The 12,791-nt window shown below is 43.1% G+C and carries 9 protein-coding genes; 3 read left to right on the forward strand and 6 right to left on the reverse strand.

Translation table 11 applies throughout. The annotated features are described in order from the left end of the window. Positions 1-19 precede the first annotated feature (19 nt). On the forward strand, positions 20-1,159 hold the full coding sequence (locus tag DACSA_RS11275) for a mechanosensitive ion channel family protein (protein ID WP_015229877.1): 1,140 nt from the start codon (positions 20-22) through the stop codon (positions 1,157-1,159). A 56-nt stretch (positions 1,160-1,215) separates the two neighbouring features. Here the strand turns inward: DACSA_RS11275 and DACSA_RS11280 are convergent, their stop codons facing one another. From DACSA_RS11280 to DACSA_RS11300, 4 genes are all read right to left on the reverse strand, one after another. Then, positions 1,216-1,788, reverse strand: coding sequence for a transcriptional repressor (locus DACSA_RS11280; protein WP_051017375.1), 573 nt, complete (start codon positions 1,786-1,788; stop codon positions 1,216-1,218). Positions 1,789-1,891: 103 nt separating this feature from the next. Next, entirely contained in the window at positions 1,892-2,881 is a 990-nt protein-coding gene (gene moaA / locus DACSA_RS11285; protein ID WP_015229879.1) for a GTP 3',8-cyclase MoaA, read from the reverse strand. Positions 2,882-3,108: 227 nt separating this feature from the next. Then, positions 3,109-3,960: an RpnC/YadD family protein gene (locus DACSA_RS11290; protein WP_015229880.1), complete on the reverse strand. Its 852-nt coding sequence runs from the start codon at positions 3,958-3,960 to the stop codon at positions 3,109-3,111. A gap of 253 nt (positions 3,961-4,213) precedes the next feature. Next, positions 4,214-5,125, reverse strand: a complete 912-nt coding sequence (locus tag DACSA_RS11300) for an RpnC/YadD family protein (RefSeq protein ID WP_015229881.1) — start codon at positions 5,123-5,125, stop codon at positions 4,214-4,216. 179 nt (positions 5,126-5,304) lie between these two features. On the opposite strand from DACSA_RS11300, the gene DACSA_RS11305 reads away from it, so the two are divergent. Continuing rightward, the gene (locus tag DACSA_RS11305; RefSeq protein WP_015229882.1) at positions 5,305-5,883 is read left to right on the forward strand and encodes a Uma2 family endonuclease; all 579 of its coding nucleotides are present in this window, start codon (positions 5,305-5,307) and stop codon (positions 5,881-5,883) included. Between the two features lie 86 nt (positions 5,884-5,969). On the opposite strand, the gene DACSA_RS11310 is transcribed toward DACSA_RS11305, so the two are convergent. After that, complete coding sequence (locus tag DACSA_RS11310) at positions 5,970-6,896, reverse strand: RpnC/YadD family protein (protein WP_015229883.1); 927 nt, start codon at positions 6,894-6,896, stop codon at positions 5,970-5,972. Between the two features lie 250 nt (positions 6,897-7,146). Beyond that, the gene (locus DACSA_RS11315) at positions 7,147-8,010 is read right to left on the reverse strand and encodes an RpnC/YadD family protein (protein WP_015229884.1); all 864 of its coding nucleotides are present in this window, start codon (positions 8,008-8,010) and stop codon (positions 7,147-7,149) included. 381 nt (positions 8,011-8,391) lie between these two features. Here DACSA_RS11315 and DACSA_RS11320 point away from each other — a divergent pair, with 381 nt between their 5' ends. Then, complete coding sequence (locus DACSA_RS11320) at positions 8,392-12,735, forward strand: VWA domain-containing protein (RefSeq protein WP_015229885.1); 4,344 nt, start codon at positions 8,392-8,394, stop codon at positions 12,733-12,735. The last annotated feature ends 56 nt before the right edge of the window (positions 12,736-12,791 follow it).

The raw sequence follows: 12,791 nt of genomic DNA on the forward strand, positions 1-12,791 counted from the left end.
TTAACAATTAACTGAACTTATGGATATTTCTGAAATTTTTCAAAAACTATTTTTTGAAATTGATGCTAACTTTCAAGAAGAACTATTCGGTTTTTTAACGCGATTAGGTTGGTTTATTCTTTTTACCTTAATCGCAATTTTAGCCGCGCGGCTTTTGCCCGCTTTTTTCCAATGGGGGGTCGATCGATTTGCACCGAAATTTTTAGCAGAACCTCACGATCGGATCATTACTCCCTTAAGAAATTTAATGGTGCGTTCAGGTTTCCTCATTTTTATCGCCATTAATATCAACTTATTTCGTCCTTATACAGCCTTCTTTAACTTTTTACAATTTTTTAGTTACTTAAGCGTAACCATTACTCTCGCTTGGTTTTTATCTCGTTTAGTGCGACAAATTATCCGCGTCTATGGCATTACCTTAATTCAAAATTTGAGTCGAGAAGGTGACGATATTCTTGTCGCTGGAGAAACCGTTGCGAATGTTATTATTGGCTTTTTGGGGGCGATTTTCTTTGCTCAAAGTCAAGATTTAAACTTAGTCAGTGTCCTCACAGGATTTGGAATTGGGGGGATTGCGGTGGCTTTTGCGGCGAAGGAAGTGTTATCTCAAATCATTGGTACAGTGGTTCTTTATCTCGATCGACCTTATGTGCCAGGAGAGTATATCCGCGCTAACTTTAACCCCGTTGCTGAGGATATTTATGGGCGTGTGGAGTCGATTGGGATTCGTTCCACAAAAGTTCGTTTGGTGGTGACGAATACGTTACTAATTGTTCCCAATTCCATAATGGCGAGTACCGATGTCGAGAATGTCTCACGGGGAAAAAAGGTAATGGCGTTGTTATATTTAGATTTTCCGCAGGTGTTAGCGTCTAGTGAACGAGCATTAGTAGAACAAACGTTACAAGATAGTTTGGGTGGCTTATTTGGGGTGGAACAGGGAAGTGTTCGCATTGCAACCTTTGAACCCGAAGATAAACCTGGAACTCGCGCCCGCGTCAGTTTTTTCCTTTTGAGTTCGAGTAGTACTTCTCTCAATATTCGTAAGCGATTAGTGGAAATGGCGAATCAAGAAATCGCCCAGCGCTTACAGAAAAACCAGTTGCAATTTTCGATGGAAGAACCGATGATTTATGTGGATTCGCCTATAACCAAATAAGCAATTACAAATTAATTTTTGTGGCGAACTGGGGTTCGCCTGTAGCCAAGTTTTGGTTATTGTTTATCCTTAGAATTGGATTCACTTTCGGCAATTTCTTGTTCTATATGTTCAATGCTTTCTTGTTGATCACTTTCGGAAATTGCGCGAGTACAAGCCCAATTACTGGGAAGTGCCGAGGGCCATCCCATCCGAATCGCTTCGGGACAAATGGTCATAATAGTTAACTGACAGTCGATGAGTTGTAATCCCTCTTTTTCCGCTTGTTTGAGGCTTTGTTTGAGAATGGAATCGTTATTAAACTCGATCGTGCGGTTACATTGAATACAAACAATGTGATGATGGTGATGGGGATGAGGACGATGAAGTTCATAATGTTTATGTCCTTCGGCAAGTTCTAACTCTCGTAAAATCCCCATGCGAGTCATTAGTTTCACACTACGATAAATTGTAGAGAGGCTGATCTCTTCGCCGCGCTTTTCTAGGAGATGGAATAGTTCTTCTGCGCTGAGATGATGTCCTCTCGGTAGGTTTTGGAAAACATGGAGGATTGTCTCTCGCTGGGGAGTGAGTCGCCAACCACGAGAGTTTAACTCGGCTTTGAGGGAGGATGAGGTATAAGGTTGCATTACCATAAGTTTTTGTTGGCAATAAATGCGATATATTGACAATCTTACTCGCTAATGAGAATATTTGCAACAAGTTTCAATTATTGATAATATCTTGTAATAATTAACCGCCAATTTGGGACATAGTGCGACTGTAGTTTCCCGTTAAAGTCCCGTTTTCTCGCTGTTTGAAGTTGATATCGGGTTTAATGTCGAGAAGATGTTGCACTCGATCGCGCAGTTGTTGATAGTCTCGATCGTGCCGTAGTGCGGTTTTCAGGTCAATTTGTCCCGTTTCATTCAGTAAACAAGGACGTAATAAACCGTCTGCACTCAACCGCATTCGGTTACATCGATCGCAGAAACATTCTGACATTTGAGAAATAAAGCCCAGTGTTCCTTTCGCCCCTGGAATTTGGAAGACATCCGCCGGTCCATTTCCTAAGACTTCTGAGGTTTCTAAGCCCCATTTTTGACGGATATTTTGCCGAATTTCTTCTGAGGGAATCCAAGCTCGATCGGCGTATAATTCAGGATTGCCAATTGGCATAAATTCAATAAAACGCACGTGCCAATTTTTGTCAAAAGTTAGAGCCGCTAAATCTAAAATTTCTTGATCATTCACTCCTGGAATCACTACCACATTCAGTTTAAGGGGATCAAAACCCACCTGATGCGCCGCTAAAATTCCGTTCCAAGTTTGTTCCCAACGACTGCGACCATGATTGCCAATAATACTATCAAAATTGTCAGGTTGGAGAGAATCTAAACTGATATTAATTCGTCTCAAACCTGCTTCATAAAGAGGCTTTGCGAATTTTTCCAAAAGAAAAGCATTGGTACTAATCGCTAAATCTTTAGTTTCAGGAAGACAGGTAATTGCTGCTACAATTTCTACTAAATCAGGACGTAATAAAGGCTCACCTCCCGTTAAACGAAATTTATTAAAGCCGAGGGGAATAAAGACTTCTTTTAAGAGGGTAATAATTTCCTCTTTGGTGAGGAGACTTTCTCGCAGAAGATAATTTAATTCCTCATCACTGGGCATACAATAATGACAGCGAAAATTGCATCGATCGATTAAACTAATCCGAAGATAATCAATAGTTTGCATAAAGATTTTATATGGAATTTAACCATTTCTCTGGGTTCGGTTTTGGGCTAGTTTAACACTTCATTAAAATCGAGAGCGGGATTGAGTATAGAGCTTGAATTAATACCATTTTAGAAAAGTCAAGTTACCTTAAAGCCCCCCAACCCCCCAAGTTTGGGGGGCTTAAGTAGTCGATACTGTAGCGCCAATTCTCCAAAATGGTATAAATATAAAATCGCGCTACTAAACTACTGCTCTTGATTAATGAATTGAGTTACTTCTTCTGGGGAAAGTTCAGTAAGTTCAGCAATTTCCTCAATTGCCATGCCTCGACTTAAAAGGTTGCGGATGAATCTTCGCTGCGCGATCGTGATGCCTCGTTGTTCAGCTTCTTGAAGACGTTGTGTATAAACTGTTGATAACTGCATAAGAAATTCCCTCTCTTCACTTTCTAAACCTTGTTGCTCTTGCTGTCTTACTTCTAAGATAGCAACCATATTCGCTACAATTTCGAGCATTCTATCCCGAAAGGGGTTGCTTGGCGGCAACTGCTGTAACTCTTCGATCGCCTGCATTTGTACTTTACCGCGACCAAAAATCCTTAAGAATAAGGTGTCGGGAGTGCGAGGGAGTTGGTGTATGGCAACGAGAACGGTTCTCAATCCTTCTACACAAAAGTAAAAGCCCTCCACCCAGTTATCTAAGTCTGGTTTCGCCCCAAATGCTTCAATTACTGAGTTGGAAATGGTCGGTGAGAGAATCCAGAGGGTAGGCGTTTCTTGTTCCGAGAATGGGGTTTGTTCTCTTCGGTAGCGTCGTTGTTGGCTTGCTTCTAAATCCAGTAATTTTTTCAAGCACTTCCGCACTTCTTTAACATCAATGGGATTACGATACGGTTCAATGACAGCAGGAGTTAACGCCAATTTTCCCAAGAAACCTAATGCGGTTAAGTTAGCTTTCTTGTCGGGATCAGGAGTGAAAAAGAAATCAATTTCGCGAACTTCGGAAGCCACCTTAGAATCTACCTCGCTTTTTCCAAAAGAATAGAGCAATTCTTCAAGAGAATCTTTACTAAATTGGTCGTGAAGGTTTCGAGTCAAAAGAAAGAATCAGGGATGAGTTTTTTTTATTATCTCATCTTGGGGTCTCAATTGTTGGTAACAATGGAAGCGCGATCGAATCTTGGATTCGGTGACCCTTCCGGTCAATCGAGCATAGACCTTGAATTCATACCATTTTGGAAAAGTCAAGTTACCTTAAAGCCCCCAACCCCCCAAGTTTGGGGGGCTTAAGTCGTCGATACTGTAGCGCCAATTCTCCAAAATGGTATAAATATAAAATCGCGCTACTAAACTACTGCTCTTGATTAATGAATTGAGTCACTTCTTCTGGGGAAAGTTCAGTGAGTTCAGCAATTTCCTCAATTGCCATGCCTCGACTTAAGAGGTTACGGATGAATCTTCGTTGCGCGATCGCAATGCCACGCTCTTCACCGCGTTGTTCACCTCGTTGTTCACCGCGTTGTTCACCGCGTTGTTCACCGCGTTGTTCAGCCTCTTGAAGACGTTGGGTATAAACTGTTGATAGTTGCATGAGAAATTCCCTCTCTTCACTTTCTAAACCTTGTTGCTCTTGCTGTCTTACTTCTAAGATAGCAACCATATTCGCTACAATTTCGAGCATTCTATCCCGAAAGGGGTTGCTTGGTGGCAACTGCTGTAACTCTTCGATCGCCTGCATTTGCACCTTACCGCGACCAAAAATCCTTAAAAATAAGGTATCCCGAGTGCGAGGGAGTTGGTGAATAGCTACCAAAACGGTTCTGAATCCTTCGCCACAAAAATAGAAGCCCTCCACCCAGTTTTCTAAATCTGGTTCAGCTTTAAATGCTTCCAGCACTGAGTCAGAAATGGTCGGTGAGAGAATCCAGAGAGTCGGCGCTTCTTGTTCCGATAAAGGAGTTTGTTCTCTTCGGTAGCGTCGTTGTTGGCTTGCTTCTAAATCCAGTAACTTTTTTAAGCACTTCCGCACTTCCTTAACATCAATGGGATTACGATACGGTTCGATCATCGCTGGGGTTAACGCTAATTTCCCCAAGAAGCCTAATGCGGTTAAGTTAGCTTTCTTGTCGGGATCAGGAGTGAAAAAGAAATCAATTTCGCGAACTTCGGAAGCCACCTTAGAATCTACCTCGCTTTTTCCAAAAGAATAGAGCAATTCTTCAAGAGAATCTTTACTAAATTGGTCGTGAAGGTTTCGAGTCAAAAGAAAGAATCAGGGATGAGTTTTTTTTATTATCTCATCTTGAGTTCCCTAATTGTTGGCAACAATGGAAGCGCGATCGCGCTTCTTTAGCTTACTTTACCCATGTTTTGCCCCTCACCCAACACCGCTCTAACCAACCTTGTAAAATTAATTTCAGAACCTTCCAGCAGTTAACCCTTATGACGACTACCACCCTCAACCTCAATCCCATCATTCAATTAAGCAAAGAACAATTTTACACCCTATGTGCAATCAACCCCGACACCAAGCTAGAGCTCAACGCTAACGGAGAATTAATTGTTATGTCGCCCACAGGTGGAGAAACCAGTGCTTGGAATGCTGAACTCATTATTGATTTAGGTGTATGGAATCGCCAAACGGGGTTGGGAAAAACCTTTGATTCTTCTGGGGGATTTGCTTTACCCAATGGCGCACAGCGATCGCCTGATGTCGCCTGGATTCCGTTAGAAAAATGGAACGCACTAACAACAGAGGAAAAGAAGGGCTTTCTCCCCCTGTGTCCTGATTTTGTCATGGAACTGCTATCTCCCTCAGATTCTTGGAAGCCAGGAACTGAGAAAATGGAAGAATATAAAGAAAATGGCTGTCGCTTAGGTTGGCTAATTGAACCACGAAATAAGCGAGTTGCGATCTACCGCGCCAAACAAGCGGTAGAAATTTTAGAAGCTCCCAAGTTTCTTTCTGGGGAAGATGTTTTGAAGGGATTTCACTTAAATCTTGCCAAAATCTGGCGGTAAAAGTTCTTATTGTTTGTCCTTCGACAGGCTCAGGAACACCTTCGTCCTTTGTTGACTAATAACAAATAACAAATAACAAAAATAGACTAAGAAACGCTATACTGTTCATCTTGATTAATCAGTTGAGTGACTTCTTCCGGGGAAAGTTCGGTGAGTTCAGCAATTTCCTCAATTGTCATGCCTCGACTTAAAAGGTTGCGGATGAATCTTCGCTGCGCCAGTTTCACCCCTTGTTCAATACCTTGTTCAATACCTTGTTCAATACCTTGTTCAACGCCACGCTCTTCACCTCGTTGTTCAGCCTCTTGAAGGCGTTGAGTATAAACCGTTGATAACTGCATCAGAAATTCCCTCTCTTCACTTTCTAAACCTTGTTGCTCTTGCTGTCTTACTTCTAAGATAGCAACCATATTCGCTACAATTTCGAGCATTCTATCCCGAAAGGGATTGCTTGGCGGCAACTGCTGTAACTCTTCGAGCGCCTGCATTTGTACTTTACCGCGACCAAAAATCCTTAAAAATAAGGTGTCGGGAGTGCGAGGAAGTTGGTGTACGGCAACGAGAACGGTTCTCAATCCTTCTCCACAAAAGTAAAAGCCCTCCACCCAGTTTTCTAAGTCTGGTTTCGCCCCGAATGCTTCAATTACTGAGTTGGAAATGGTCGGTGAGAGAATCCAGAGAGTCGGCGCTTCTTGTTCCGATAAAGGAGTTTGTTCTCTTCGGTAGCGTCGTTGTTGGCTTGCTTCCAAATCCAGTAATTTTTTCAAGCACTTTCGCACTTCTTTAACATCAATGGGATTACGATACGGTTCGATCATCGCTGGGGTTAATGCTAATTTTCCCAAGAAACCTAATGCGGTTAAGTTAGCTTTCTTGTCGGGATCAGGAGTAAAAAAGAAATCAATTTCGCGAACTTCGGAAGCCACCTTAGAATCTACCTCGCTTTTTCCAAAGGAATAGAGCAATTCTTCGAGAGAATCTTTGCTAAATTGGTCGTGAAGGTTTCGAGTCAAAAGAATTAGGGATGAGTTTTTCCTATTATCTCATCTTGAGTTCCCTAATTGTTGGCAACAATGGAAGCGCGATCGAATCTTGGATTCGATCGCGCTTCCGGTCAATCGAGCATAGACCTTGAATTCATACCATTTTGGAAAAGTCAAGTTACCTTAAAGCCCCCAACCCCCCAAGTTTGGGGGGCTTAAGTCGTCGATACTGTAGCGCCAATTCTCCAAAATGGTATAAATCTAAAATCGCGCTACTAAACTACTGCTCTTGATTAATGAGTTGAGTTACTTCTTCTGGAGAAAGTTCAGTGAGTTCAGCAATTTCCTCAATTGTCATGCCTCGACTTAAAAGGTTACGGATCAATCTTTTTTGTGCAAGTTTAACCCCTTGTTCAATGCCTTGTTGAGTTGCCTCTTCTAGACGTTGGGTATAAACCGTTGATAACTGCATAAGAAATTCCCTCTCTTCACTTTCTAAACCTTGTTGCTCTTGCTGTCTTACTTCTAAGATAGCAACCATATTCGCTACAATTTCGAGCATTCTATCCCGAAAGGGATTGCTTGGTGGCAACTGCTGTAACTCTTCGATCGCCTGCATTTGTACCTTACCGCGACCAAATATTCTTAAGAATAAGGTATCGGAAGTGCGAGGGAGTTGGTGTATGGCAACGAGAATCGTTCTCAATCCTTCTCCACAAAAGTAAAAGCCCTCCACCCAGTTTTCTAAATCTGGTTTCGCTCGAAATGCTTCCAGCACTGAGTCAGAAATGGTCGGTGAGAGAATCCAGAGAGTGGGCGCTTCTTGTTCCGATAAAGGAGTTTGTTCTCTTCGGTAGCGTCGTTGTTGGCTTGCTTCTAAATCCAGTAATTTTTTCAAGCACTTCCGCACTTCTTTAACATCAATGGGATTACGATACGGTTCAATGACAGCAGGAGTTAACGCCAATTTTCCCAAGAAACCTAATGCGGTTAAGTTAGCTTTCTTGTCGGGATCAGGAGTGAAAAAGAAATCAATTTCGCGAACTTCGGAAGCCACCTTAGAATCTACCTCGCTTTTTCCAAAAGAATAGAGCAATTCTTCGAGAGAATCTTTACTAAATTGGTCGTGAAGGTTTCGAGTCAAAAGAAAGAATCAGGGATGAGTTTTACCTATTATCTCATCTTGAGTTCCCTAATTGTTGGCAACAATGGAAGCGCGATCGGGCTACTGATTCATTGCATCGCGCTTTAGACTGATTACCATAGCCAAATCGTGCCAATGGTTATGATAACTGATTACTGATTTAGAGGTAAGGCGAGAGAAACCAGAAAACTTAGAACTAGAACTCTCTTAAAGATTGTGAGAGCAGTCTAGGTAAGTATTGCAAGCATCTATCCCACTTCAATTAAAGATTTTACATTGTGATCGGAAAATGCTAAGTTGCTCATAAATAACGTTTTTGTTTGTGATTTAACTTTCTTGACAAAAAAATAAATAGTCTCACAGTGAGGAGTAAATAAACCAATGGCAGATTTTAACGGAGATGACAACGACAATAATCTTGTTGGTAACGACAATGAAGATGATGTGATTCAGGGGTTTGATGGCAATGATTCTCTAGTTGGTTTAGGCGGTAATGATCGTTTGATCGGTGGATTTGGCAACGACACTCTCGACGGTGGATTTGGCAACGACACTCTCAACGGTGGCAATGGTGATGATATTTACCAGATTAGCCGTGATTTGAGCGGTGTTAACACCATCAATGATGTTGCTGGGAATGATACGCTAGAAATTTTTGACACCGAAGGGACTGCCTTCCAAGTTTCCTTAGAAGCACCCACGGTAGGATTAATCGGAATTGAAAGAGATGGGGCTAACGTTTTAGTTGATATCGTTGCTGATGGCATTGCCGATGACCTAATCGTTGAAGATTTCTTTGCTTCTGCCAATAGCAATACTCCAGGTGCAGGATTTATTGAAACTTTTGGCGTTACCTCTGGCAGAGATGTCCAAGATTTCTTGGCGGTTAATGTCCCTCCCGAAAATCAGCCTCCTGTGGTTGGTATCGGTAACTTTGAGATTGATGAATTTGCTGCCAACGGAACACAATTCGGTCAGCTAGACATTAGCGACCCAGATGGGGATGATTTAACGGTTAGCTTGAGTGAAGCCTCTCAAGTCCGTCTGATCAATACATTTACAGGGGGAGAAACAGAAGACCCCGATGTTGATGGTGATGGTGATGCGCCCTTTGCGATTGACAATGAAGGGGTAATTACTGTTAACGATACCGATGATCTCGGACCTTTATTTGAAGTGGTTTCGTTTGGTAATTTCTTCGCATTTACTCGGACTGTTCCTTCCTTTGACTTAACAGTAGAAGTAAGCGACGGTGAAGCAACAACTGAGGGAGCCTCCAGTATTGATGTCAACCTTGGTCGTCCCGCCTTTGGCTTTGGTGATCCTCACGTTACCACCTTTGACCGTAATAGCTTCGGCTTCCAAGTGGTGGGTGAGTTCACTCTCATTGAGTCCACTGATGAAAATAACCCGTTAAACATTCAGGCTCGCACCGCCCCTGCTATTCAGGAAAACGGAGAACCTTCAGATCGACTGTCCAACTACACCGCCATTGGAACTGAAATTGATGGCAATACCGTTGCGATTTATGCAGGAGAAGAAAATCCTGTGTTTGTCGATGGTGAAGCCGTAACCGATTTTGGTGTAGCTGGAATCGAAGTGGGAGATGGCGGTCGCATTGTTAACTTGGGTAATGGCTTCTTTAACATTAGCCTCGGCGGTGAAGCCCAAGAACGGATCGTTGTACAAGTTTTTGAAAACCGCATTGATCCTCGTTTCTTCCTTTCTGAGGAACGTAATGGCAACATTACAGGTGTCATGGGGAATAAAGATGGCGATCCCAGTAATGACATCGTTGACAGCAACGGTGATGTGATTCAAGAGGCAACCTTTGAACAAATTAACGGTGAGTTTGCTGAGGCCTTCCGTATTACTGACGGTGCCAATTCTTTACTCTTACGGGATGGAGAAGATATTGAAAACATCAACAATCCTGATTTCCCTGCCGAAGAAGTGACCCTCGCCAGCTTAGAAGCGGAGTTAGGCACAGAAGCCTTCAATGAAATTGTTGCCCAAGTCGAAGAAGCGGGTGTTCCCGAAGGATTCTTACGGACTTCAGCGATTATCGACTTTGCCACCACAGGGGATGATACCTTTATTGGTTCCGCTCTCAATGTGGCTGGTGGTAATGCGACACCAGAAGTAGATAATGCTGTCTTCACTATTGAAGAAGATTTAGCCGATGGTGAAGTGGTCGGAACTGTCTCAATCCAAGACGGTGATGATGGTTTAGAAAACCTCGAAGTCAGCATCAGTGCTGGAAATGAAGATATTGATGGTGATGGGGAAGCTCCGTTTGCGATCGATGGACAGGGACAAATCACAATCAATGATAGCGGTGATTTAGATGCTTTCGGTTTTACCTTAAGCGTCACGGCAACTGACCCTCTAGGTGCAACAGCTACGGGTTCGGTTACTATTGCTTTTAATCCTCCTGATGTTGATCAGCCCCCAAGCGTAGCAGCAAATGTCAATGAGATTCGTGAAAACAGCGTTGAGGGAACGATCGTCGGTCAGGCGATCGCCGTTGATGCCGAAGGCGATGACTTCACCTTTGGTCTCGATGGTGAGTTAGACCCCAACGGTAATGGCACAGATGCCTTCACCATTGCTCCTGAAAACGGTTTAATTACCGTTGCTGACCCTGGCGATTTAGACTTTGAAACCACACCGAGTTTTGGGTTTGATATTACTGCAACTCAGACCAATGATGATACGATTATTGGCACAAGTACAGTTACCGTCAACTTAATTGATAATGATGATGAGACAGCAACCCCAACGTTTAATCTCGATGTGGATGAGAACGGCGTTGCCAACGGTTCAGTCGATGGCTTAAATATCTTGAATTTCCTATTCGGCTTAGGGGCCCAAACCATGGATACCAGTCAAGCCCCCGACGAAGTTGGTCAGCAAAACATCTTTGATAACATCCAGGAGGGACTCGACATCGACAATCCGGCCCTTGATGTGGATCGAAGTGGAGTTGCTAACGGTTCGGTAGATGGCTTGAACATCCTGCGAGTTTTGGCAAACTTGGGACCCGAACAAATGGATATTAGCCAAACCGACCTTGGTCAGCAAAATGTGTTTGATAACGTTCAAGCCTTAGACATACCAGGTGATGATATCCTTGTCGAACCAATTCAACCAGAAGATGGGATTCCCAATCATGTTGTTGAGGCAAACTTAACCTCTCCTGTAGAAGCAGGTTCGGAAGTTGAGATCAATCTCTCTTACCGTACAGAAGACCCAGAAGCCGCTAATGCAGAATTTTTAAGTTTTTCAGTAGCTGTGGATTCTTCAGTGTTGCAACTAGAAGATACTAACCCTGATTTGTCAGGCATTCAGCTACCAGAAGGAACATTTGTTGATCGCTTTGAGTTTGGTTCATTGTTATCGAATGGCATTCCCAGTGCTTTTGAAGATACGAATAATCTAGATAACGACCCCAATACTGATGTTCTTATTAGTTTCGCTTATTCCCGCGGTTTTGATGAAGACTGGCCCTTTGGCGCTGATGAAATTCCAGAAGGAGAAACATCGGTTGATTTAGGAAAATTACGGCTTCCCTTAGCAGATAGTTTTGATCCAGCTACTGACACCACAACCGCTAACATTATCCTGCGTGATCCAGATTCAAGTTTTCAAGCGAACCCAGAAGAAAATCTGGATGAGTTAGTAATCAGTGCTGAACAAGGAATTAATGAATCGCCAGTGGCTACAGACGATAGCAATCAGACTGACGAAGATACGGTTCTCAATGTTGATGCTGCCAATGGAGTCCTTACCAATGATAGCGACCCCGATGGGGACAATCTCACAGTTAGCGCGGTCAATGGAGAAGAAGCTAATGTTGGCACGACGTTTGAGTTAGATTCAGGAACTTTACTGACTCTCAATGCTGATGGAAGTTATGAATATGACCCCAATGGTGCATTTGAAGACCTCAACGACGGAGACACTGCTACTGATACCTTTACCTACACTGTAGCTGACGGGAATGGTGGTACAAATACCGCAGAGATAACAGTTACCATCGACGGAATTACCGATGGTTTTGATGAACCTGTTCTTAGTGCTGTCGATGATTTGGTCTTCGGAACTTCTAATAACGACACCCTCAATGCCGCTGATCAAAATGATCCTTACACAGGGAATAACCAAATCACCTTCACTGGCGCTGGGGAAGACCTTGTTGATGGTTCGATCGGGGGAGATGGTTCTAACCGTAATTATGGTGGCAGCAATGCTGATGAATTATTTGCAGGGAACAACGATCGTCTTTTTGGAGAAGGCGGTAACGATACCCTAGATGCTTCTCAAGGAACGGGTAATAACCGACTTTATGGAGGCGACGACAATGATGATCTCATTGCAGGAAATGATGATTTACTAACAGGTGGGAATGGAGACGATCGTCTTTTCGTGCGACAAGGCGGAAACAATCTTCTGATTGGCAATAGCGGCGCTGATCAATTCTGGATTGCTACTGATGAAATTCCCAACTCTCCTAACATCATTACCGATTTTACATCAGGAGAAGACGCGATCGGTTTCGGTGGTTTCCCAGACCTGAGTTTTAGTGATTTGAGTTTGAGTCAAGAAGGGTCAAACACTCTCATTGGTTTGGATGCTAACGACCCGATCGCTGAATTACAAGGGGTACAAGCCAATACCTTAACCGAAAATGACTTTGTTTTTGCAGCACAGTCTCCCCAGTAGGTTGGGTGGAGAGTAGCGAAACCCAACCTTAATCAGTCTCCCCAGTAGGTTGGGTG

It is taken from the genome of Dactylococcopsis salina PCC 8305, assembly GCF_000317615.1.
In the GTDB taxonomy this organism is placed as follows: domain Bacteria; phylum Cyanobacteriota; class Cyanobacteriia; order Cyanobacteriales; family Rubidibacteraceae; genus Halothece; species Halothece salina.

Bases quoted from the DNA above. Each gene is read 5' to 3' on its own strand.
- DACSA_RS11275 (WP_015229877.1), top strand. From the start codon at position 20: ATGGATATTTCTGAAATTTTTCAAAAACTATTTTTTGAAATTGATGCT.
- DACSA_RS11280 (WP_051017375.1), bottom strand. From the start codon at position 1,788: ATGCAACCTTATACCTCATCCTCCCTCAAAGCCGAGTTAAACTCTCGT.
- moaA (WP_015229879.1), bottom strand. From the start codon at position 2,881: ATGCAAACTATTGATTATCTTCGGATTAGTTTAATCGATCGATGCAAT.
- DACSA_RS11305 (WP_015229882.1), top strand. From the start codon at position 5,305: ATGACGACTACCACCCTCAACCTCAATCCCATCATTCAATTAAGCAAA.
- DACSA_RS11320 (WP_015229885.1), top strand. From the start codon at position 8,392: ATGGCAGATTTTAACGGAGATGACAACGACAATAATCTTGTTGGTAAC.